21 protein-coding genes are annotated in these 22383 nt (G+C 60.2%); all 21 read right to left on the reverse strand.

Annotated elements, in window-relative coordinates; translation table 11 throughout:
* Window position 1: 1 nt before the first annotated feature.
* A complete protein-coding gene (mihF, locus tag L6758_RS02150) occupies window positions 2-316 on the reverse strand; it encodes an integration host factor, actinobacterial type (RefSeq protein WP_237205257.1) in 315 nt (104 codons plus the stop codon).
* 241 nt (window positions 317-557) lie between these two features.
* The gene (pyrF, locus tag L6758_RS02155) at window positions 558-1400 is read right to left on the reverse strand and encodes an orotidine-5'-phosphate decarboxylase (RefSeq protein WP_237205258.1); all 843 of its coding nucleotides are present in this window, start codon (window positions 1398-1400) and stop codon (window positions 558-560) included.
* The gene (gene carB, locus L6758_RS02160) at window positions 1400-4705 is read right to left on the reverse strand and encodes a carbamoyl-phosphate synthase large subunit (protein ID WP_237205259.1); all 3306 of its coding nucleotides are present in this window, start codon (window positions 4703-4705) and stop codon (window positions 1400-1402) included. The genes pyrF and carB overlap by 1 nt, the downstream gene beginning before the upstream one ends.
* A 12-nt stretch (window positions 4706-4717) precedes the next feature.
* A complete protein-coding gene (gene carA, locus L6758_RS02165) occupies window positions 4718-5881 on the reverse strand; it encodes a glutamine-hydrolyzing carbamoyl-phosphate synthase small subunit (RefSeq protein ID WP_237205260.1) in 1164 nt (387 codons plus the stop codon).
* A 52-nt stretch (window positions 5882-5933) separates the two neighbouring features.
* Window positions 5934-6464 carry a PH-like domain-containing protein gene (locus L6758_RS02170; protein ID WP_237185719.1) on the reverse strand — a complete coding sequence of 177 codons (531 nt, stop codon included), beginning with the start codon at window positions 6462-6464 and terminating at the stop codon, window positions 5934-5936.
* 15 nt (window positions 6465-6479) lie between these two features.
* Window positions 6480-7787, reverse strand: a complete 1308-nt coding sequence (locus tag L6758_RS02175; protein WP_237205261.1) for a dihydroorotase — start codon at window positions 7785-7787, stop codon at window positions 6480-6482.
* 21 nt (window positions 7788-7808) lie between these two features.
* Entirely contained in the window at window positions 7809-8792 is a 984-nt protein-coding gene (locus tag L6758_RS02180) for an aspartate carbamoyltransferase catalytic subunit (RefSeq protein WP_237205262.1), read from the reverse strand.
* A 2-nt stretch (window positions 8793-8794) separates the two neighbouring features.
* A complete protein-coding gene (pyrR, locus tag L6758_RS02185; RefSeq protein ID WP_237205263.1) occupies window positions 8795-9415 on the reverse strand; it encodes a bifunctional pyr operon transcriptional regulator/uracil phosphoribosyltransferase PyrR in 621 nt (206 codons plus the stop codon).
* A 176-nt stretch (window positions 9416-9591) separates the two neighbouring features.
* Complete coding sequence (gene nusB, locus L6758_RS02190) at window positions 9592-10002, reverse strand: transcription antitermination factor NusB (protein ID WP_237205264.1); 411 nt, start codon at window positions 10000-10002, stop codon at window positions 9592-9594.
* Window positions 10003-10007: 5 nt separating this feature from the next.
* Window positions 10008-10571, reverse strand: coding sequence for an elongation factor P (gene efp, locus L6758_RS02195; RefSeq protein WP_237205265.1), 564 nt, complete (start codon window positions 10569-10571; stop codon window positions 10008-10010).
* Between the two features lie 107 nt (window positions 10572-10678).
* On the reverse strand, window positions 10679-11773 hold the full coding sequence (gene aroB, locus L6758_RS02200; protein WP_237205266.1) for a 3-dehydroquinate synthase: 1095 nt from the start codon (window positions 11771-11773) through the stop codon (window positions 10679-10681).
* On the reverse strand, window positions 11770-12390 hold the full coding sequence (locus L6758_RS02205; RefSeq protein ID WP_237185725.1) for a shikimate kinase: 621 nt from the start codon (window positions 12388-12390) through the stop codon (window positions 11770-11772). The genes aroB and L6758_RS02205 overlap by 4 nt, the downstream gene beginning before the upstream one ends.
* Before the next feature lie 2 nt (window positions 12391-12392).
* Window positions 12393-13607: a chorismate synthase gene (aroC, locus tag L6758_RS02210; RefSeq protein WP_237193836.1), complete on the reverse strand. Its 1215-nt coding sequence runs from the start codon at window positions 13605-13607 to the stop codon at window positions 12393-12395.
* A 101-nt stretch (window positions 13608-13708) separates the two neighbouring features.
* Entirely contained in the window at window positions 13709-14638 is a 930-nt protein-coding gene (locus tag L6758_RS02215; protein ID WP_237205267.1) for a shikimate dehydrogenase, read from the reverse strand.
* Window positions 14638-15855: an endolytic transglycosylase MltG gene (mltG, locus tag L6758_RS02220; RefSeq protein WP_237205268.1), complete on the reverse strand. Its 1218-nt coding sequence runs from the start codon at window positions 15853-15855 to the stop codon at window positions 14638-14640. Before mltG ends, L6758_RS02215 begins: the two co-directional genes overlap by 1 nt.
* On the reverse strand, window positions 15848-16366 hold the full coding sequence (gene ruvX, locus L6758_RS02225) for a Holliday junction resolvase RuvX (RefSeq protein ID WP_135012387.1): 519 nt from the start codon (window positions 16364-16366) through the stop codon (window positions 15848-15850). The genes mltG and ruvX overlap by 8 nt, the downstream gene beginning before the upstream one ends.
* Window positions 16367-16394: 28 nt before the next feature.
* On the reverse strand, window positions 16395-19082 hold the full coding sequence (gene alaS, locus L6758_RS02230) for an alanine--tRNA ligase (RefSeq protein ID WP_237205269.1): 2688 nt from the start codon (window positions 19080-19082) through the stop codon (window positions 16395-16397).
* 46 nt (window positions 19083-19128) lie between these two features.
* On the reverse strand, window positions 19129-19599 hold the full coding sequence (locus L6758_RS02235; protein ID WP_237205270.1) for a peptide chain release factor 4: 471 nt from the start codon (window positions 19597-19599) through the stop codon (window positions 19129-19131).
* On the reverse strand, window positions 19600-20025 hold the full coding sequence (locus tag L6758_RS02240) for a DUF948 domain-containing protein (RefSeq protein WP_237205271.1): 426 nt from the start codon (window positions 20023-20025) through the stop codon (window positions 19600-19602).
* Between the two features lie 143 nt (window positions 20026-20168).
* Complete coding sequence (gene rpsD, locus L6758_RS02245; protein WP_083091092.1) at window positions 20169-20801, reverse strand: 30S ribosomal protein S4; 633 nt, start codon at window positions 20799-20801, stop codon at window positions 20169-20171.
* Between the two features lie 332 nt (window positions 20802-21133).
* Entirely contained in the window at window positions 21134-22360 is a 1227-nt protein-coding gene (locus L6758_RS02250) for a hypothetical protein (RefSeq protein WP_237205272.1), read from the reverse strand.
* Between the last annotated feature and the right edge of the window lie 23 nt (window positions 22361-22383).

Below are 22383 nucleotides of genomic sequence, written 5' to 3' on the forward strand. Positions count from 1 at the left end.
CTTATCGGTCGAGAAGATTGATGAGTGCCTTGCGCTGGTGGATACCAAGACCACGCAGACGGCGGGACGCAGCAATGTTCAGTTCGTTCAAAATGTTCTCGGTACGAACCTCGCCCACACCCGGCAGGGAGGTGAGCAGGTCGGTTACCTTCAGTCTAGCGACTGCTTCGTCAGTTTCGGCGCGCTTGAGAACTTCTGCGATAGTAATCTGCTTGTTCTTAACGGCGTCCTTGATTTCGGCGCGGGCGACCCGGGCCTTCTTAGCCTTGTCGCGGGCTGCTGCGCGCTGTTCTTCGGTGAGAGGCTGAAGAGGCATATTCTAATCCTTCTGTGCGAGATGCCGTGTGGGGCAAAAGGGGGTGGGGTGTGCTGGAATAAACAGGCAACCGAGCAGCTTCGCTCACTCTTGGGGGTTGTTGCTTATCTATTTGCGAACCAACAATTACAAAATAGCATGTCAGAAACGGTTATGGAAGATAGTTACCCGGCGGTAACCTTTTTTAAAGAAAAATGGTGGGAATTGTTTCAAATTCCCACCATTTTTGTTGGATTAGCCTCTAGCGAGCACTCAGGAGCTCGTCACGGGCCTTTTCGGCGGCTAGTCGCAGCCCAGGAGCGGACGGACCAGCAGCCAGCACACCGCGGCTTGAATTGACCAGCACCTGGCTCTCAATACCGGAAAATACGGTGTAGAGATCACGAGCCGTAGCTCCCTGAGCACCGAAACCCGGTGCCAGAATAGGGCCGTTGAAGGTTGAGAGGTCGATCTCTAGCTTCTTCAAGGCGTCTGCTACAGTTGCTCCTACCACCAGACCGCAGGGACCCATTGCCTCCCACTGGCGCTGATCGTTCTCAGCACGAGCTGCCTCAATAATGAGGGATGCCACCGATGAGCTTCCACCCACATGCTGAACTGTCTGGCCCTCGGGGTTCGAGGTCAGCGCCAGAACGAAGGTGCCCCGGTTATTGCGGTCAGCGAGGTCCAGAGCAGGGCGCAGGGACTCAAAACCCAGGTAGGGGCTCAGGGTCACGGAGTCGGCTCCCAGGGGGGAAGCCTCCCCTAGCCAGGCGTCCGCATAGGCTGCCATGGTCGAGCCGATATCGCCGCGCTTGGCGTCCGCAACCACCAGCACACCGGCGTCCGCAGCATCGCGCTGAAGTTGCTCCAGAGCGGCAAGACCCGCAGAGCCGTGGCGCTCAAAGAGCGCCACCTGGGGCTTGAGAGCTGCGGCTACCCGACCGCAGGCCTCAAGCACGGTCGAGGCAAAGGTGCTTAAGGACGCCGCGGTGTCGGGTAGCCCCCAGGCATCAAGGAGGGAGGGGTGGGGGTCTATGCCCACGCAAAGGGGGCCCTTCTCCCCCATGGCCGCAGCCAGGCGATCACCAAAACCGCGTGACATTAGGCCTCCCGGGCTTTCAGGGCAGCCTCGATGGAGGCGCCGTGTTCCTGCAGGCTCATGACGTCCCAGCTGTATTCGCGCAGGGCGTTAATACCCTGAACGGCTGCACCGAATTCAGAGACGGTGGTCATCACGGGGCAGCCTACCGAGGTAGCCGCAGCGCGGATTTCGTAGCCATCGCCACGGGCCTGACCGCCGGAGGGGGTGTTGAAAATCAGGTCGATGTCGCCATCGCGCACCATATCAACGATGGAGCGCTCCCCGTCCTTGGTTTCTGCAATCTTGGGAACAACCAGGGACTCCACCCCGTTGCGGCGCAGAACGTCTGCGGTACCGCCGGTGGAGACAATCTCGAAGCCCAGCTGCTGCAGCATCTTCACGTAGATGATGGAGTTGCGTTTGTCGCGGTTAGCTACAGAAACGAAAACCTTACCCTCGGTCGGCAGCTTAGAACCTGCAGATGCTTCAGCCTTAGCGAAAGCGGTATCGAAGTGGCGGTCCAGGCCCATAACCTCACCGGTTGAGCGCATTTCGGGGCCGAGCAGGGAGTCAACCACGATGCCCTCGGGGGTGCGGAAGCGGCTGAAGGGCAGCACAGCTTCCTTGACCGCGATGGCGGTTTCAGCAGGCAGGGTGGCACCGTCCATGGTGGCAGGCAGGTAGCCTTCGGCCTTGAGATCGGCAATGGTCTTACCGGTACCGATTAGAGCCGCAGCCTTAGCCATCTGCACACCGGTTGCCTTCGAAACAAAGGGAACGGTACGAGAGGCGCGGGGGTTAGCTTCAATCACGTAGAGAATTTCAGAAGCTACAGCGAACTGAATGTTGATCAGACCGCGCACGCCCACGCCGGCGGCAATCTTGTGGGTTGCCTCCTTGACCTGCTCGATGACGTCCGGCCCCAGGGTAATGGGGGGCAGGGTGCAGGCAGAGTCGCCCGAGTGAATACCGGCCTCTTCGATGTGCTCCATGACACCGCCCAGGTAAAGCTCTTCACCGTCAAAGAGAGCATCGACGTCGATTTCGACGGCGTCCTCAAGGAACTTATCAATCAGAGCGGGCTGGGAGGGGGAAACCTCGGTCGCGTTCTCTAGGTAGCGGGCCAGCTGGGCCTCTGAGTAGACAATTTCCATGCCGCGTCCGCCCAGAACGTAGGAGGGGCGCACCAGCACGGGGTAGCCGATTTCGTCCGCAATCTTCTTGGCGTTCTCGAAGGTGTAGGCGGTGCCGTTCTTGGGGGAAATCAGGCCGGCTTCTTCCAGCACGCGGGAGAATTCGCCGCGGTCTTCAGCCAGGTCTATAGCCTCGGGTGAGGTGCCCAGAATCGGGATGCCAGCGGCCTTGAGTTCCTGGGCCAGCTTGAGCGGGGTCTGGCCACCGAGCTGCACAAAGACGCCCAGCAGGCCACCGGTACGACGCTCCGCCTCAACGATTTCGAGCACGTCTTCCAGGGTGAGGGGCTCGAAGTAGAGGCGGGTAGAGATGTCGTAGTCGGTTGATACGGTCTCGGGGTTGCAGTTGACCATGACGGTCTCGTAGCCGGCCTCGCGCAGCACCATGGAGGCGTGCACGCAGGAGTAGTCGAACTCGATACCCTGGCCGATGCGGTTGGGGCCGGAGCCCAGAATCATGATTGAGGGCTTCTCGTGGTGGGCTACTTCGTCCTCCTGGTCGTAGGAAGAGTAGTGGTAGGGGGTGAAGGCCTCAAACTCGGCTGCACAGGTGTCGACGGTCTTGAAGACGGGGCGGATGTTCAGGGCGTGGCGGATACCGCGCACTACTGCCTCGCTCATGCCAAGAATCTCACCGATCTGCGCATCGGAGAAGCCGTGACGCTTGGCCAGGCGCAGGGTGCGCTCATCCAGGGTCTTAGAGGCGGCGATTTCTGCGGCAACCTCGTTGAGGAGCACCAGCTGGTCGAGGAACCAGGGGTCAATGGCGGTTGCCTCGTACATTTGCTCGACGGTAGCACCAGCCAGCAGGGCTCGCTGGACCTGGAAGATACGGTCGGTGGTAGCGGTCTTGCTCTGCTCAATCAGGGCGGCCAGCTCGTCCGCACCGAGTTCGGGGTTGTCGAAGCGGAAGGTTGAGCCCTTCTGCTCCATGGAGCGCATGGCCTTCTGCAGGGCTTCGGTGAAGTTGCGGCCCAGGGCCATGGCCTCGCCCACCGACTTCATGGTGGTGGTCAGAGTGGGGTCTGCTGCCGGGAACTTCTCGAAGGCAAAGCGGGGAACCTTGACCACGACGTAGTCGAGGGTGGGCTCGAAGGATGCCGGGGTCTTCTGGGTGATGTCGTTGGGGATCTCGTCCAGGGTGTAGCCCAGGGAGAGCTTGGTGGCGATCTTTGCAATCGGGAAGCCGGTTGCCTTTGATGCCAGAGCGGACGAGCGGGACACGCGGGGGTTCATTTCGATGACGATGACGCGGCCTGTTGCCGGGTCGATGGCGAACTGGATGTTACAGCCGCCGGTGTCAACGCCGACCTCGCGAATCACGTTGATGGCGATGTCGCGAAGCTTCTGGTATTCGCGGTCGGTGAGGGTGAGGGCGGGGGCTACGGTGATGGAGTCACCGGTGTGTACACCTACGGGGTCGAAGTTTTCGATGGAGCAGACGACAACCACGTTATCGTTCTTATCTCGCATCATTTCCAGTTCGTATTCCTTCCAGCCCAGGATGGATTCTTCGAGAAGAACCTCGCTGGTGGGGCTGTACTGGATACCGGCACCTGCGATGCGGTGCAGGTCTTCTTCGTTGTAGGCCATGCCCGAGCCCAGGCCGCCCATGGTGAAGGAGGGGCGGACCACCATGGGGTAGCCCAGTTCCTTAGCAGCTTCGAGGGCTTCGTCCATGGTGTGGACGATAACGGAGCGGGCAGACTCGCCGCCCGCACGTTCGACAACGCCCTTGAAGGCCTCACGATCTTCGCCCAGGTTGATGGCTTCGATGTTAGCGCCAATGAGCTCAACACCGTACTTATCGAGAATGCCCTGCTCATCGAGGGCGATAGCGGCGTTGAGGGCGGTCTGACCACCGAGGGTGGGGAGGATCGCGTCGGGCTTTTCCTTGGCGATAATCTTTTCGATGACCTCGGGGGTAATCGGTTCGATGTAGGTGGCGTCGGCAAACTCGGGGTCGGTCATGATAGTGGCCGGGTTGGAGTTGACCAGGATGACGCGCACGCCTTCTTCTTTGAGAACGCGCAGGGCCTGGGTGCCCGAGTAGTCGAATTCGGCGGCCTGACCAATGACGATCGGGCCAGAACCGATGACGAGGATTGAGTTGAGATCGTTACGCTTCGGCATGGTTCGGTGTCCTTAGTTCTTCTTCTCGAGCATGAGATCGATGAAACGGTCAAAGAGGTAGGCAGCGTCGTGGGGGCCAGCGGCTGCTTCGGGGTGGTACTGCACCGAGAAGGCGGGGATGTCGAGGCAGCGAAGGCCCTCGACTACCTGGTCGTTGAGTCCTACGTGGGAAACTTCGACGCGACCGAATTCAGCGTTGGGTGCGGTGACGGCTCCATCCAGGGGGGCGTCTACGGCAAAGCCGTGGTTCTGGGCGGTGATTTCTACCTTGCCGGTGGTGCGGTCCATGACGGGCTGGTTGATACCGCGGTGGCCGAAGGGCAGCTTGTAGGTGCCAAAGCCCAGGGCGCGGCCCAGCAGCTGGTTGCCAAAGCAGATACCGAAGAAGGGGGTGCCGGTGCGCAGGACGGACTGCAGGAGCTGAACCTGGTCGTCCGCGGTTGCGGGGTCGCCGGGGCCGTTGGAGAAGAAGACACCGTCGGGGTTGAGGGCGGTGATATCTTCGAGGGTGGCGGTTGCGGGCAGCACGTGCACGCGGACGCCGCGCTCGGCAAAGCGCTTCGGGGTCATGGCCTTGATACCCAGGTCGAGGGCAACCAAGGTGGCTTTGACGTCACCCTCCCAGCCCTGGTCAGCGGGTTCTACGATGTAAGCCTCTTCGATAGAAACGGAGTCAGCCAGTTTCTGGCCCTTCATTTCGGCTGCTGCCTGTACCTGGGCAACCAGGTCTGCCAAGGGAAGCTCGGCGTCTGCACCGGTGAAGATACCGGCGCGCATGGAACCGGCGCTGCGCAGGTGGCGGGTCAGGGCGCGGGTGTCGATGCCCTGGATGCCGACGATTCCCTGCTCTACCAGTTCCTCGTCGAGGGAACGCTCTGAGCGCCAGTTGGAGGGGCGGCGGGCGGCGTCGCGCACGGCGTAGCCTGCAACCCAGATTTTGCGGGATTCGGCGTCCTCGGTGTTAACGCCGGTGTTGCCGATATGGGGTGCGGTCTGAACCACGATCTGCCCCGCGTAGGAGGGGTCGGTCAGGGTTTCCTGGTAGCCGGTCATGCCGGTTGAGAAGACCGCTTCGCCAAGGGTCTTGCCGGTAGCGCCGTAGCTTTCGCCGCGGTAGAAGGTACCGTCTTCAAGGACGAGTACTGCTGCACGTGGGGTGGGTGCTGGGTGGGACATTCACACACTTCCTGTTGGTTGGTGTAGTCACCTGCAATCAGCAGGTGGAAACTTAGGGGCGGGCCAGAGTGTCGTGGCCGACGGTTGCCTGGGGCGCGATAGCTGCAACGGCATCGAGGATTGATTTTTTGTCAGCCGCATAGCGGGTGCGGAAGCCGGTATCGACGGGGTTGCCGTTGAGTGACCAGGAGAGGACGGCCAGGCCGTCCTTCTCGACGAACTTACCGTTCATACCGGCTTCGGTGCGCACACCGATAATGTCGCTGGCGGGAATCCAGATATCTTGGGAGCCGTTGCGCATGATGATGACGGCGTCCTCGTAGACGAAGAAGACACCGGTTGATTTCACGCCCAGGGTGTTGGTGGCGATACGGTCGAGCCAGTCCCCCATGACGGTAGTGGCAACGTAGGTGCCGGGTACCGCAAGCAGGGATTCGGCGTCGTCGTAGCGCTCAGGCACATCGAGCAGGGTGCCGGTGTGAACCTGACGCTGCTTCCTACTCTTCCAGCCCTGCCACATAGCCCAGAAGATGAGGGCGGCAACAAGGGCCAGGATCAGGGTGGGAATTAGCTTGTCAGACACGGGCGCTCCTAGCGGTTAGTTTGCGGTCGGGGTGTTGAGCTTACCGTCGAGCACGGTGGGGTGGCCGCCGAAGAAGGTGGCTACGACCGCGCCGGGAACTTCCAGACCCCGGTAAGGGTTGTTCTTACCCTTGGTTGCCTGAGCGGCAGGGTCAATGACGCGGGTGGCTGCGGGGTCAACCAAGACCAGGTGGGCGGGCTCCCCCGCTTCGAGCGGACGCCCCTGGTCGGCTGCGAGGCCGATTTCGGCGGGCTTAGTGCTCATGATGCGGGCAACGTCTGCCCAGGTGATGTAGCCGGTATCAACCAGGGTCTTCTGGATGATAGACAGGGCCTGTTCCAGGCCGGTCATACCGTTAGCCGCGCAGGCCCACTCGCAGTCCTTGGATTCGGCGGGGTGGGGTGCGTGGTCGGTGCCGATGATGTCGATGATGCCGTCGGCAACTGCCTGACGCAGGGCCAGTACGTCCTCTTCGGTGCGCAGGGGCGGGTTGACCTTGTAGACGGGATCGTAGGTGCGCACCAGCTCGTCGGTCAGTAGCAGGTGGTGGGGGGTGACCTCGGCGGTTACCTTGATGCCGCGTTCCTTGGCCCAGCGCACGATTTCAACGGAGCCCTTGGTTGAGAGGTGGCAGATATGCAGACGGGAGCCTACATGTTCTGCCAGCAGCACGTCGCGGGCGATGATGGATTCTTCAGCGACAGCGGGCCAACCGGCCAGACCGAGCTCGGCAGAAACCTTACCCTCATTCATCTGGGCGCCCTCGGTCAGGCGGGGTTCCTGGGCGTGCTGGGCGATGACACCGTTGAAGGTCTTGACGTATTCGAGGGCTCGGCGCATCAGGGCGGGGTCCCAGACGCACATGCCGTCGTCTGAAAAAACACGAACCTGGGCACGGGATTCAGCCATAGCCCCGATATCGGAGAGGCGCTCCCCTGCCAGGCCAACGGTCACAGCTCCGATGGGCTGCACCTTAACCCAGCCCGAGTTCTTTCCCAGTTCATAGACCTGTTCCACCACACCGGCGGTGTCAGCAACGGGGTTGGAGTTGGCCATAGCGAAGACGGCGGTGTAGCCACCCAGAGCTGCGGCACGGGTACCGGTTTCAACGGTTTCGGCATCTTCCTGGCCAGGTTCGCGCAGGTGGGTGTGCAGGTCGACCAAGCCGGGGAGAGCAATCAGCCCCTGGGCCTCAACCACCTGAGCTGCGGCGTCCTCAAGGTTTTCACCAATCTCGGCGATAGTGCCGCCCTTGATCAGAATATCGGCGGTCTTCTCACCAAGCAGTGAGGCGCCCTTGATGAGGTAAACAGTTTCAGTCATTGTTTCTCTTTCGTCCAGGGCTTAGGAGCCGGGGTAGAAATCGTTGGCGGAGCCACCGGTCATGAGCAGGTAGAGCACAGCCATACGGACGGATACACCGTTGGTGACCTGACGGAGCACCCAGGAACGGGGCGAATCTGCTGCTTCTGCGCAGATTTCGAGGCCGCGGTTCATGGGGCCGGGGTGCAAAATGGCGGTTTCGTGGGCGGACGCATCAAGGCGGGCAAAGCGCTCAGGGGTCAGCCCCCACAGGCGGGAGTATTCTTCGGATGAGGGGAAGAAGGCCGCGTTCATGCGTTCTTTCTGGATACGCAGCATCATCACCGCGTCAACTCCCGACTCGATGGCATCGTCGAGGTTGTAGTAAATCTCTGCCGGCCAGCTTTCGATATCTACCGGGAGCAGGGTGGGCGGGGCAACGAACTTGACGGTTGCTCCCAGGGTGTGAAGCAGCCAGAGGTTGGAGCGGGCCACACGGGAGTGCAGGATATCGCCCACAATCGCTACTCGCATACCCTCTAAGGTAAGGCCGCGGGTTGTTACCCCCTCAACCTGGGCCTTGAACTGGCGCAGGGTCATGGCGTCCAGCAGGGCCTGGGTGGGGTGGGCATGGGTGCCGTCACCGGCGTTGAGCACGGGCACGTCAATCCAGCCAGCTTCAGCTAGACGCTGGGGGGCACCCGATGCGCTGTGGCGAATCACCACGGCGTCGGCGTTGATTGCTGCCAGGGTCTGGGCGGTGTCTTTGAGCGACTCCCCCTTAGAGACAGATGAGCCCTTGGCCGAGAAGTTGATGATGTCGGCAGACAGACGCTTTTCGGCAGCTTCGAAGGACAGGCGGGTGCGGGTCGAGTCTTCGAAGAAGAGGTTGACCACAGTGCGCCCCTGGAGCACGGGGAGTTTCTTGACTTCGCGCTGGCCGACCTCACCCATGTAGTCGGCGGTATCGAGAATGTTGAGGGCGTCGTCAAGGGAGAGATCCTTGGTATCGAGCAGGTGACGCACGGCTACTCCCCTCCTTCCTGGGCTGAGGTGGTGGAGTGGGCGGGCTGAGAAATAATCACCTTGTCGTCCTCACCGTCGATGGACGAAAGTAGCACCTTAACCGATTCATGGGTGCTGGTGGGCAGGTTCTTTCCCACGTGATCTGCGCGGATGGGAAGCTGGCGGTGGCCGCGGTCAACCAGCACAGCGAGGCGGACGGTATCGGGGCGGCCGTAGTCCTTGAGGGCATCGAGGGCGGCACGGATAGTGCGCCCTGAAAAAAGTACATCGTCAACGAGGACGACGGTGCGCCCCTCAATCCCCGCTGCGGGCAGGCGGGTGGGCTCAGGCGTCCGCCCAGGTTTTGAGAGTAAATCATCACGGTACATAGTGATGTCGAGTTGTCCCAGAGAAAAAGCGGGATTGAAGTCAGAGTCGGTCTGGGCGATCTTTGCTGCCAGACGCTCAGCTAACGGGAAGCCGCGGCGCGGAATACCTAGAAGAACCAGGTTCTCACTGCCCTTATTGGCTTCAAGAATTTCATGGGCGATGCGAGTTAGAGCTCGCTCGATGTCGGCTGACTCCAGGATAACCCGGTGGGCTCCTGCAGATACGTCGGTGGGTACACCGGTGGTATCGGTCATGTGCCGGCCTCCTTCCCCGCCTCACAGGACGGACTTAAAGGTTGCTGTCACACCTCAATGTATCACGTCCACCCCTCACCGCGGCTGAATTTGAGACAGTTTTCAGTAGGTACCGTTTAAATCAGAAAAACCCACCTCGTTGGTGGGTTTTTCTGATTTAGATGGTACCTATGGGCCTAGGCCAGCAGGGTGGGCTTCACCTGGCGCAGGCGGTCGAGCAGGCCATTCACAAACTTGGGTGAATCGTCGGTCGACAGCAGGCGAACCAGGCCGGTAGCCTCTGAGATAGCTACGGCATCGGGAATCTCATCGTTGAAGAGGAGCTCCCAAGCGCCGAGCCGCAGGGCCACGCGGTCCACGCTGGGCATGCGGTCCATGGTCCAGTCCCGGGCGTAGGTTTCGATGTACTCGCGAATCTCTTCGTCGTGGTCGCGTACGCCACGAACAATCTGCTCGGAGTAGAGCGAAATCTGCGCTGAGGTGTAGGTGCGACGGCGAATCAGGACGTCAATGACGTCATCGCCGCGCTGATCGGCCTCAAACAGGACTTCGAGGGCGCGAAGTCTAGCTTTGGTTCTTGAATTCACGGTACTTAGTCGTTGACGCGGCCGAGGTAATCGCCGGTGCGGGTGTCGACCTTGACCTTGGTGCCGGTTTCGAGGAAGAGGGGCACCTGAATCTCGGCGCCGGTCTCGACGGTTGCGGGCTTGGTGCCGCCGGTGGAGCGGTCACCCTGCAGGCCGGGCTCGGTGTAGGTGATTTCGAGGACGACTGAGGCGGGAAGCTCGATGTAGAGGGGTGAACCTTCGTGCATGGCGATGGTTGCGGTCTGGTTTTCGAGCATGAACTTGGCGGCGTCGCCAACGGTGACCTCTGATACGTTGATCTGGTCGTAGGTCTTCATATCCATGAAGACGTAGTCGGTGCCGTCCTGGTAGAGGTACTGGTAGTCGGAGCGGTCGACGGTTGCGGTCTCAACCTTGGCGCCGGCGTTGAAGGTCTTATCAACTACCTTGCCTGAGGTGACGTTGCGCAGCTTGGTACGGACGAAAGCGCCGCCCTTGCCGGGCTTGACGTGCTGGAATTCGATGACGGACCAGAGGTTGCCGTCAATCTTGAGAACGACACCGTTCTTGATATCTGCGGTAGTAGCCAACAGACTCTCCTCTAAACTGAAATTTTCAATAAGCGTTGCGGGGTAAACCGTAGACCAGTCTACCGGCTCCCCCGCCGCTTTGCGCTATTAGTTAGCGAGTTTCACACCTAGCTGGCAATTTCCTGGTAGGTCATAAACAGGATCGAGTCATCGGGCACCTCATAGATGCGGGGCTTGCCCAGGCTTTCCAGAACGACGAAGCGCAGCATGTTGCCGCGGGCCTTCTTGTCGCGGCGCATGGTTTCAAGCAGCTTGGGCCAGCGGTCTGCCGGGTAGGTGGTGGGCAGATCGAGGGCGGTGCAGATAGCGCGGGTTCGCTCAACGGTTGCCTCGTCAAGGTAGCCAGCGGCGAGGGACAGTTCAGCGGCGAAGACCATGCCCACAGCTACGGCAGCCCCGTGGCGCCACTGGTAGCGTTCTGCGTGCTCGATGGCATGGCCCAGGGTGTGCCCGTAGTTCAGGAATTCGCGGCGGCCCGACTCCTTCAGGTCTTCAGACACCACCTCAGCCTTAACCCGGATAGAGCGCTCAATGAGCTCTCGCACTACCTCAGACTGGGAGTCCCGAATCTTGCCGGGGTTCGCTTCAATCAGGTCGAGAATCACCGGGTCTGCGATGAAGCCGCACTTAATCACTTCGGCCATACCGGTGAGCAGCTCATGCTGCGGCAGGGTGCGCAGCACACCCAGTTCGCAGAGGACGGCAGCGGGCGGGTGGAAGGCCCCCACCAGGTTCTTGCCCTCTGCGGTGTTGATGCCGGTCTTGCCGCCGACCGCGGCGTCCACCATGCCCAACAGGGTGGTGGGGATGTGGATAACGCGGACGCCGCGCAGCCAGGTCGCTGCCACAAAGCCAGCAAGGTCGGTGACGGCGCCGCCACCTACGGAAATAATTGCGTCGGTGCGGGTGAAGTCGTTTTGGCCCAGTACCTGCCAGCAGAAAGCGGCGACCTGGATGTGCTTGCCCTCTTCGGCGTCCGGAATTTCAGCCGAATAGGCCTCATAGCCCGCTGTACGCATCTGCTCCATCACCAGCTCACCGGTGGAGCGCAAGGCTCGGGGGTGGATGACGAGAATGCGCTGGGTGCGCTTGCCCAGAATGTCGGGGATGGTGCCGAGCAGGTTGTGGCCTACGTAAACGTCGTAGTTTTCTGAAGGCTGGGTGCCGGTGACGGGTATGACGGTGGTGGCCTGGTCGCTCACGCTTGACCCTTTCGGTTCTTGATGATGAAGTTCTGAATTTCGGCTGCCATGTCGGCAATTCCCCTGCCGCCACAGGCATCCAGGGTGTAGCTGGCGAGCTCTTCATAGCGGTCCCGGCGGGCCTCGAAAATTTCGGTCCACTTTTGTACCGGGTTGGGCTGGAGCAGGGGTCGGGTTTTGCTGTTTTGGATGCGGGGGGCTACGGTTTCAGCGTCAACCTTGATGTAGATAACGGTTTCATCTTTGAGCACCCGTGCCACCTCGGGGGTCATGGGCGCTCCCCCGCCCAGGGAGAAGATGGTGTTGCGCCGGGCAGGTGAAGTGAGCACCTCACGGATTACTTCAGCCTCGATACGGCGGAACTCAGCTTCGCCGTAGTCAGCAAAGATTTGTGACACCTCACCGTATTTTTCGACGATGAGGTGGTCAGAGTCGAGGAACTCGTAGCCGTAGAAGCGCGCGAGGTGCGTGCCTATATACGACTTACCCGCCGCCATGGGGCCGATGATCACGACCGGGCGGGATTTTTCGATATAGGTTTCTTGCACCTCGCGCACCTGGTTGGGTGCGAGCACCTCGGTCATGTCGATCGCGTGGTCACGTGATCGGGGGGTCATGGTTAGGCGTCCCACCCTGCTACGTTGGATTCCCAAGCCAGGGATTCGGGGATGGCTGCCAGGTAGGAGTCCATGTTGCGGCGGGTTTCGGTGATGGAGTCGCCGCCGAACTTTTCGAGGGCTGCCTCTGCCAGCACTAGGGCGACCATGGCTTCTGCGACAACGCCGGCTGCGGGCACAGCACAGACATCTGAGCGCTGGTGGTGGGCGCGGGCAACTTCACCGGTGGAGGTGTCGATGGTAGCCAGGGCCTTGGGCACGGTGGCGATGGGCTTCATGGCGGCGCGTACACGGAGCAGGTCACCGATGGTCATGCCACCTTCGATACCGCCTGCGCGGTTTGAGACGCGCTGGACGCCGTGCTCACCGGGTACGATTTCGTCGTGGGCGCGGGTGCCGGGGCGCTTGGCGGTTTCAAAGCCGTCGCCAACTTCTACGCCCTTAATGGCCTGAATACCCATGAGGGCTGCGGCCAGGCGGGCATCGAGGCGGCGATCCCAGTGCACGTAGGAGCCGAGTCCCGGGGGAAGACCGTAGGCCAGAACTTCTACCACACCGCCCAGGGTCTCGCCGTCCTTGTGGGCCTTATCGATGGTAGCGACCATGGCTTCGGAGGTTGCGGCGTCGAAGCAGCGCAGAGGGTCGGCATCGAGGGCAGCAACATCGCGAGGGGTAGGACGCGGGGCGTCGGCGGGGGCTGCTACCTCAGCGATAGCGGTGGTGTGGCTGACCAGTTCTACGCCGAGAGCCTTAAGAATCTGGGCCGCAACGACGCCCAGGGCTACGCGGGTTGCGGTTTCGCGGGCGCTGGCGCGTTCAAGGACGGGGCGGGACTCGTCAAATCCGTACTTCTGCATACCGGCGAAGTCTGCGTGGCCGGGGCGGGGGCGAGTCAGGGCCGCGTTGCGGGCGCGCCCCTCAATCAGGGCGGGATCAACGGGGTCTGATGACATTACATCAACCCACTTGGGCCATTCAGTGTTGGCGATTTCGATGGCTACAGGGCCGCCCTGGGTTTTACCGTGACGGACACCGCCGAGGATGCGCACGCGGTCCTCTTCGAACTTCATACGGGCACCACGGCCGTAGCCGAGGCGGCGGCGGGCTAGAGCATCGCGCACCATCTCGCTGGTAAGTTCGACACCTGCCGGTACGCCTTCAATAATTCCTACCAGGGCTTCGCCGTGGGATTCACCGGCTGTGAGCCAACGTAGCATCTCTAACCTTCTTTACGTTTGCCTGTGGGTCTTGTGTTCTAAGATTTCCAAAAATAGCGGTCGATAGCAAACCGCTACTTCACGATTCGGTACGAGTAGTCTCAGCGTGTGAGCCAGGCTGATTCGTTCACCGATTCGGGTTCAAAGTCTGTAACCGGTAGCCCTACCGCCTGACGCATGGCGGTGAGCACTTCGTCCTGCCGGGGTAAGGGGTGGCTCCTGTCGTGGCCGGTAAAGAGCTTGACCTGGTCTACTGCCTGGTACATCAGCATCTCAAGGCCGCTGGTCACGGTACCGCCGCGAGCTTCCCACTCCCCCGCTAGAACCGAGGGCCAGGGGTCATAGGAGACATCCAGCAGGTAGCCCGCAGATTCACCCTGTTCAGCGGTAGCCAGCAGCCCATCGGCTGCTCCAGCAGGCAGGGTACAAACGGTTACATCAAACTCCGCATAGCTTTTTGCGAAGCTATCGATGGGCAGGAAGTCAAGGTGCAGGCCCAGGCGGGTGGCGGCGTCCGCAACCCCCTGAGCCCGGCCAGCATCGCGCACAAAGACGCGGACGCCGTCCGCCCCCATGGCGCGCAGGGCAGCGAGGGCTGCGGTAGCGGTACCACCGCCACCAATAATCGCAGCACGAGCAGGCTTGCCGACGAAACCGGCCTGGCGCAGGGCATTGACGATACCCGACACATCGGTGTTATCGCCCCAGCAGGTCAACTGACCATCAGCATCGTGCCGCCAGTAGACGGTATTGACCACACCGACCGCTTGGGCAAAGGGGGTCAGATAGTCCAGCTGCTCTTTGACCGCTGATTTCAGCGGCATGGTGACAGAAAAGCCGCGGGTGCCCCGCTCGGGAGTGTAGCGGGCAAAAACGTCGGCCAGCTGGTCCTCGCGAGTATCTAGCCGGTCGTAGCCCATCTCAAGCCCCATAGCCCGGTAAGCGGCCAGATGCAGCAGGGGTGATTTACTGTGCTTAATGGGGTGCCCCAAGACATAAGCCTTGGGGCACTCGGTAACCTGCTTACTCATTAGGAGCAGACACCCTCGTGAGCTTTACAGAATTCATCGTATACTTCAACATTCTTCAGATGCTGTTCGTAGGTCTTAGCGAAGAGGGTCTCACCGGTGAAGAGGTCAACGGTGACCCAGAAGTAGTAATCGTTCTTCTCAGGGTTGGCAGCTGCCTTAATAGCCGCTAGACCGGGTGAACCGATAGGACCTTCGGGCAGGCCCTTGTAGTAGAAAGTGTTGTACTTGTTACTGGCGTCCTGCTTCTGTTCATTAGAGATATGGTAGCTCTGAATACCCAGACCGTAGGCAACGGTTGCATCGGACTGCAGGAAGCCGCTGGTTTCGCCATCTGGGTTATTCAGGCGGTTCTCGATAGCACCGGCAATCGGGTAGTAGTCAGCCTCGCGACCTTCGAACTCCAGGATTGAGGCAACGGTAATCACGTGGAAGATTCGGTCATCGCCAGAAACACCGGCCTCTTCTAGAGCGTTGAAGGTGTTATCAACCATCATTTGCAGGATTTCTTCAGCACCGGCGTCCTTGGGGAAGCGGTATTCGCCCGGGAAGAGGAAGCCCTCAATGGTCGGGAACTGTGAAGGAATACCGAAGCGGGTGGGGTCGGTTGATAATGCCTTGAACTCTTGGGCGCTAATACCGGTGCCCGTAGCAAGAGCTTCAAAGGTCTTATCCATACGCCAGGTGCGGGCAACCGCCACGTAGTTGGTGTTGGCTTCGTCAAAACGCAGGAGCTCACCCAGAGCAGCAGCGCTGCTCATTTCTTCTTGCATTGTGTACTCACCGGGTTGGAAGAACTGGTCCTGGCCTTTATCTGAGTACTCCTGCAAGAAACGGTCGGCGTTTGCAATGATGCCCTGCTCTTCCAGAGAGTTAGCGATGCTAATAGCCGATGCGCCCTCGGGAATAGTGAAGGTGACTTCGGTGCCGTTGCCCTCGCCCGCGTAATCCTTACGTTCGAACCAGCCGTACTGGGGGGCCAGAATCGATACGACCAGCACCAGGGCGACCGCAAACACAAGGCCTGCGGAAATCACAAAGTTGCGGGAGCGACGGCGGGTGCGGTCACGGTCTGCTGCGGTGTATTCCTCTTCGTCGACGGCGGTGAAGAACCCACCGTTAGCTCCGTCTTCGGTTGAGCCCAGCAGGCCGTCAAGATCGGTCTGCTGGTTCTTGGTGCGGCGGCGCGGCGGGCGGCTAGAACTCGAGTTCTCAGACATTCGGGTTCTCCGTTTCGTCGTTGGAGGTGCTGGAATCAAGCTCATCGTGAGGGATCGTGAGCTCAACACGGTAACCGGCCAGATGCTGACCAGCCTTGAGGGTATCGACGGCATGCTGCAAGATATTGACGGCAGCAACCTGGTCAACCATGGTCTTGAATTCTCTGCTTGAAACCCCGGCCTCGTGGAGCGAGCGGTGGGCGCTCACCGTGGTGAGTCGCTCATCGACCAGCCACACGGGCACGGAGGCATCGTCAGCAGCAAGTTCCTGCACCAGGGCCTCGGCATACTCGCGGGCCATGAGGGTCGAGGGGCTCTCTCCCCCGCGCATGGTCTTGGGTAGCCCCACAAAGACTTCGGTGACTTCGTTAACCTCAATGAGCTTGCGAAGTACCCGCCGGTCTGAGTTCTTTTTCAGGTCGCGACGGAGGGTCTTGAGGGGCGTTGCGAGTATGCCGTCGGGGTCGCACAGGGCAAGGCCGACGCGGGCATTGCCCACGTCGACTCCCATGCGGCGGCCTCTGGTGAAGGTCACTGGGTTAGGCCCCCAGCTCTGAAATGGTGGATCGGATAGCGGTGAAGGCTTCGTCGATCTTGGTGGCGTCCTGGCCGCCGCCCTGGGCGACGTCGTCCTTACCACCGCCACCGCCGCCGAGCACACCGGCAGCGACGCGGACGAGGGCGCCCGCCTTAACACCGGCATCGCGGGCGGCCTGGTTGGTGGCAACCAGAATAACCGGACGGCCGTTGTTCACACCGGCAACTGCTACGGTAGCAGCGTCCTCACCCAGGCGTGAGCGCAGGTCAAGAGCGAGTTCGCGCACGGCGTTGGCATCCAGTTCCCCTGCGTTGTGCAGAAGGGTGCGGACGGAGCCCACCATCTGGGCGGTTTCGGTCAGCTTACCGGCCTCAGCCTGCAGCTTTTCCTTGCGGAGCTTAGCCAGTTCCTTCTCAGCTTCCTTGAGCTTGGCCAGGGTCTGGTTGATCTTTTCGGGCAGTTCGGTGGAGGACTGCACCTTCATCAGACCGGTCAGCTGGTTAACCAGGGTACGCTCGGCAGCCAGGTGGTTGAAGGAGTCCAGGCCGACCAGGGCTTCAACGCGGCGGTTGCCTGAACCGACGGACTGCTCGGTGAGCAGGGTCAGCGAACCGATCTGAGCGGTTGAACCGACGTGGGTACCACCGCAGAGTTCGCGGGAGAAGTCGCCGCCCATTTCGACCACGCGCACGATGTCGCCGTACTTTTCGCCGAAGAGGCTCATGGCGCCGAGCTTCTTGGCTTCGTCCAGCGGCATTTCGCGGGTAATGGTCTGGAAGTTGTCGCGGATAGCGGTGTTAGCGACCTCTTCAACTTCCTGCTTGGCAGCATCGGAGAGCCCCTCGCCCCAGGCGAAGTCGAAGCGCAGGTAGCCTTCCTTGTTGAAGGAGCCGCGCTGGGTTGCCTCGTTACCGAGTACCTGGTGCAGGGCTGCGTGGATGATGTGGGTACCGGAGTGGGCCTTTTCGCCGTCCCGGCGACGCTGTACGTCAACCTGGGCAACAACGGGGGTACCTGCGACAACTTCGCCCTCGCGCACAACCGCGCGGTGCACAGAAAGACCCTTGACGGGCTGCTGGACGTCTGAAACGTCAATAGTGAAGCCGTTACCGGTGATGACGCCGGTATCTGCGGCCTGGCCGCCAGCCTCAGCGTAGAAGGGGGTTTCGTCGAGTACGATTTCAACCTTCTGACCTGCGGACGCCGCAGGTACAGAAACACCGTCGACCAGGATAGCGCGCAGGGTGGTTTCGGTGCGCAGCTCGTCGTAACCGGTGAAGATGGAGCCTCGTTCGTCGGCCAGTTCGCGGAAGACTGAGAGGTCGGCCATGCCGCCCTTCTTGGCCTTAGCGTCGGCCTGGGCGCGGTGGCGCTGTTCTTCCATGAGGGCACGGAACTGGGCTTCGTCGACCTTCACGCCGGCTTCTTCGGCCATTTCGAGGGTCAGGTCGATGGGGAAACCGTAGGTGTCGTGCAGGGCGAAGGCGTCTGCACCTGAGACTTCGCCCTTACCAGAGGCCTTGGCTGAGGCAACAGCCTCTTCCAGGCGGGTGGTGCCTGATTCGATGGTCTTGAGGAAGGCCTTCTCTTCGGCGTAGGCGATGCGGGAGATGCGCTCGAAGTCTTCGGCTACGTAGGGGTAGGCACCAGCCATGGCGTCCTTAGAAGCGGGGAAAAGGACGGGCAGGCAGGGCTCGGTGACGCCCAGCAGGCGCATGGCGCGGATAGCGCGGCGCATCAGGCGGCGCAGGATGTACCCGCGGCCCTCGTTGGAGGGGGTTACACCGTCTGCAATGAGCATGAGAGAAGAGCGGATGTGGTCGGCTACTACGCGCATGCGCACGTCGTCTTCGTAGCCTTCGTCGTTGGCGTTTTCGGAGCCGTGGTACTTCTTGTCGGAGAGCTTGGCTGCGGCATCGAGGACGGGGCGCACCTGGTCGGTTTCGTAGAAGTTCTCTACGCCCTGTAGCAGCATGGCCAGGCGCTCTACGCCCAGGCCGGTGTCGATGTTCTTCTTGGGCAGGTCACCCAGAATCTCGAAGCTGTCCTTGCCGGTACCTTCACCGCGCTGGTACTGCATGAAGACCAGGTTCCAGATTTCGATGTAGCGGTCGTCGTCGGCTGCGGGGCCGCCTTCCTTACCGTACTCGGGGCCGCGGTCGTAGAAGATTTCGGAGTCGGGGCCTGCGGGGCCGGGCTGGCCGGTGGACCAGTAATTCTCTGCCATGCCCATCTTCTGGATACGTTCGGCGGGGAACTTTACGTCGTTGACCCAGATGTCGTAGGCTTCGTCGTCACCCTCATAGACGGTAACCCAGAGACGCTCGGGGTCAAGGCCGTAACCGCCATCTTCAATGGATGAGGTCAACAGCTCGTAGGCCCAGGGGATGACTTCTTTCTTGAAGTAGTCACCGAAGGAGAAGTTACCGGCCATCTGGAAGAAGGTGCCGTGACGGGCGGTTTTACCCACCTCTTCAATATCGAGGGTACGGATGCACTTCTGCACGCTCACTGCGCGGGAGAACTTGGGGGTTTCACGGCCCAGGAAGTAGGGAATGAAGGGCACCATGCCCGCGATGGTGAACATTGCACCGGGTTCGTGTGAGACCAGTGACGCTGAGGGTACTACGGTGTGCCCGCGCTTTTCGAAGAATTCGATCCAGCGCTTTGAGATTTCCTGTGAGAGCATCGAGGCTTTCTTCCTTCAGTTGGTAGTAAATCTTGGGGTGGTTCGCTTATGCGAAGAAGTCTTTGCCGAGTTCGGCATCGCGCTCTAGGCGGCGCCTGATATCGGCTTCTCGTTCTTCCAGGCTTCCGGCCTGTGGCAGGGCAACAGATTCGATGAGCTGGTCGCCCGCTAGTTGCTGGGGCTCGCTCCCCTGCTGCCAGGTGTCGAGGGAGCCGGGGCGGGCGTCCTTGGCCTGGGCGTCGAAGCGGTCTTTGAGTTCTGCTTCTTTTTCGTCCATGCCCGCTTTGACGGTCGCGGCGAAGCCGATGGCCTTGAGGGCGGCACCTTTAAAGGGGGCGCCGTATTTTGAGTCAAAGAATTGAGCCATGGTGCTACCTTCTGCTGTGAAGCGCTGCAGGGGATGATTCGCTGAGACTTCAAGGTCGGTGGACGCCGGTGCTGAGGTGCGGGAGCGTGAGGCAAGATAGCCTGCGGCGGCTCCACCTGCGATAAGGAGTAAGTTTTTGAGCAGTCCCATTTAGTGGCCTTCGGGTGAGGTTCCAGTGAAACCCTGGCTTTCGGTTCGGGGTGCTGCCTGGTGTGAACTAGCTGGCGCACCGCCGTCCCCCTTTACCGCCTTGCGGATACCGTGAGAGAAAGCTGCAACCTTGATGAGGGGCTGGCCTACGGTTGAGGTGACCAGTGACGAGAGAGCAGAAACGTTTGCTGAGGCGTCAGAAACGTTGCTGGTGATGTTATCAACCTTTTCGATCTGGGCGTTGGTGCTGGCGACGGTTTTAGTGACTTCACCGATGAGGGGGGTGGTTTCGTTATTGAGGGACCGAATGGTTGCGGTGAGTTCGTCGAAGACCTTGCCGAGTTTGATGATGGGCAGGGCTAGCAGGGCTACGAGAATCGCGAATACGCCTGCGGCTATGAGGCCCGCGATATCTGCTCCGCTCATGGCTTTCCTGCTTTCTGCCGAGTTACCCGGCTGTTAAAGGACACGATTTGATAACAATCTTACTTTACACGGCATTAAGGAGCCAGCCCGCTCCCCTGTTCCCGTGTGGGTGCAGGTGGGCGGGCTGGTTAAGCTTGGCGTGATTAGGCCAGGCGTGAGTAGTATTCAACCACGAGCTGCTCTTCGCAGGTCACGGGGATTTCTTCACGCTTGGGTGCGCGCTCGAGCTTTGCGTGGAGCTTCTCGATCTCTACGTTCAGGTAGGCAGGGGTGTCGGGCAGGACGTCCTGGTGTGCGCCGGTGGCTGCAACCTGGAAGGGTGCCATCTTCTCTGACTTGGGGTGAACGTGGATGAGCTGGCCGGGCTTGACGCGGAAGGAGGGGCGGTCAACGCGGATGCCGTCTACCATGATGTGGCGGTGTACGACGAGCTGACGTGCCTGTGCGATGGTGCGAGCGAAACCTGAGCGCAGGACGAGGGCGTCGAGGCGGGTTTCGAGGATCTCGACCAGGTTCTTACCGGTCTGGCCTTCGATGCGCTTTGCTTCGAGGTAGGCGCGGCGCATCTGTGCTTCACGGATGTTGTACTGTGCGCGCAGACGCTGCTTCTCGCGCAGCTGTACGGCGTAGTTTGAGTCAGCCTTCTTGCGGCTGCGGCCGTGCTGGCCGGGGCCGTAAGGACGACGCTCGAGGTACTTTTCTGCCTTGGGGGTCAGTGCGATGCCGAGGGCACGTGACTGACGCACGGTACGGCGGGTACGGTTGTGGTTTGCCACAGTTCGTATTCCTTTTCTTTAGCGGGTGGCACGGCTCTTAACGCATATACGGTGGTGTGCTGAGCGTTTCCCACGGGTGTGGGTGTGCCATTGTTCTGGTGGTCTGGCCTCCGGTGGGCCGCCCACGGTTTGGGCGGTGGAGAGTAGAGAGCAGCCGCACTCTCGGTACTACGAGCTACCCGGTGATCAGTTTCTGCCCCGATTCCGGGGCGGACGCTGCGTTTTGGGTAGTCTGCCAGCCAAGCTTTAAGCATACAGGCCTGCCCGCCGCTTGTCAGCAGCGGGCAGGGAAGAAAGGGGTGTGCGGTTATGCACAAACGGATTTACATGGCTTAGAAAATGCCATCACGGTAGTAAACCTGCTTGCCAAATCCGGTATCTCGAGAAGCCCATAATCCACCAGCATATCGATTGACCTGCTCCCAGGCGCTACCGGTGGTAGTGTCCACAAAACGGGTACCTTCACCCTCATAGGCAGCATGTGAATTAAAGTTACCGATTTCATGAGACCAGAGGAAGTCACCAACGGGAGCGGGGATTTCCTCGATGTTGCCTGAAATGCCCCAGCCGCTGAAAACAACCTGGAGTCCGCCCAGACCCTTACCCTGGGAAACCCACTCATCTACTAAACGGTAGTAGGCATTTTCGAAGAAGGTTTCAAACGGAGTCGGAGAATTGGCCGGGTAAGTACACTTCACAGTTTCTTTGATGTAAGTCAGAGTCTGCTGGTAAGTGGGAGGTTGCACACCGATAGGGCGAAGGCCATAGGCAATGTAGATTGCACCGCCGTTACGGAGATCAGTGCCGTCACGAGGTGCCAGGCGGATGAGGTCCTGGGTGTTACCGCTGAAGAGTTGGTTACGATAGAAAGGCAATGACGGGTCAAGTGCGAAACGGGTGCTGAGGTAATTTACACCGTTCAGTGAAGCTGCCTTAAACTGAGTTTCATCGAGAGAATCATGCCAGCCACCAGTGCGGTTCCATTCAAACTGCCCGAATGACGATGACCAGCCACCATCACGACGGATAGTTGTATCGTTTACACCAACAGCTTCCGGAGCGCCGAAAGGTGTGTTGCCGTTACGGGTATCCCACCCACCAGAAGCATGGTAGGGGTTAGGCAGCGTTACGTTTTTATAAGAGCCAACTCGTTCTGACAAGTGGGGTGCAAAGAGACGGTTAACTGCGCCGGAAGTATCTACGTTACGGATGCCGAACTCGAACCCAAACTGCTGACCAAAGTTTTTGTCATTTTTAGCAGAGATAAGCGCAGGAACATTTTGTCCCTGTACGCGAAGTGCACCAGCGGTTATGAATCCATCACCACCACCGTTTGGGTGAGGCGGGGCAACATACCAAAGACGTAGCTTGGTGTTGCTGAGGTCGGGAACCTTGCTAGCGAAATCGGCAAAGTATTTGGCCATTGCTTCTTCATACTGCGCTGCAGTACTGCATGTGGATGAAGCTGCGTAAGCGGGGATAGCAGTGGTTGCAACAACTGCAGGTGCTGCCCAGGCGGCACCCTTAGCAAGGGTGCGGCGAGAAACGTTGTGAGTCATGGTGTTCTATATCCTCATAGAAG

The organism is Rothia nasimurium (genome assembly GCF_928382285.1).
GTDB classification, from domain to species: domain Bacteria; phylum Actinomycetota; class Actinomycetes; order Actinomycetales; family Micrococcaceae; genus Rothia; species Rothia nasimurium_E.

Coding starts and splice junctions, on each gene's coding strand:
- alaS (WP_237205269.1), bottom strand. CDS start 19,082: ATGCTCTCACAGGAAATCTCAAAGCGCTGGATCGAATTCTTCGAAAAG.
- L6758_RS02235 (WP_237205270.1), bottom strand. CDS start 19,599: ATGGGACTGCTCAAAAACTTACTCCTTATCGCAGGTGGAGCCGCCGCA.
- L6758_RS02215 (WP_237205267.1), bottom strand. CDS start 14,638: ATGAGTAAGCAGGTTACCGAGTGCCCCAAGGCTTATGTCTTGGGGCAC.
- L6758_RS02205 (WP_237185725.1), bottom strand. CDS start 12,390: ATGACCCCCCGATCACGTGACCACGCGATCGACATGACCGAGGTGCTC.
- aroC (WP_237193836.1), bottom strand. CDS start 13,607: ATGCTACGTTGGCTCACAGCCGGTGAATCCCACGGCGAAGCCCTGGTA.
- pyrR (WP_237205263.1), bottom strand. CDS start 9,415: ATGACCGATACCACCGGTGTACCCACCGACGTATCTGCAGGAGCCCAC.
- carB (WP_237205259.1), bottom strand. CDS start 4,705: ATGCCGAAGCGTAACGATCTCAACTCAATCCTCGTCATCGGTTCTGGC.
- mltG (WP_237205268.1), bottom strand. CDS start 15,855: ATGTCTGAGAACTCGAGTTCTAGCCGCCCGCCGCGCCGCCGCACCAAG.
- carA (WP_237205260.1), bottom strand. CDS start 5,881: ATGTCCCACCCAGCACCCACCCCACGTGCAGCAGTACTCGTCCTTGAA.
- L6758_RS02175 (WP_237205261.1), bottom strand. CDS start 7,787: ATGACTGAAACTGTTTACCTCATCAAGGGCGCCTCACTGCTTGGTGAG.
- ruvX (WP_135012387.1), bottom strand. CDS start 16,366: ATGGGAGTCGACGTGGGCAATGCCCGCGTCGGCCTTGCCCTGTGCGAC.
- mihF (WP_237205257.1), bottom strand. CDS start 316: ATGCCTCTTCAGCCTCTCACCGAAGAACAGCGCGCAGCAGCCCGCGAC.
- pyrF (WP_237205258.1), bottom strand. CDS start 1,400: ATGTCACGCGGTTTTGGTGATCGCCTGGCTGCGGCCATGGGGGAGAAG.
- L6758_RS02240 (WP_237205271.1), bottom strand. CDS start 20,025: ATGAGCGGAGCAGATATCGCGGGCCTCATAGCCGCAGGCGTATTCGCG.
- L6758_RS02250 (WP_237205272.1), bottom strand. CDS start 22,360: ATGACTCACAACGTTTCTCGCCGCACCCTTGCTAAGGGTGCCGCCTGG.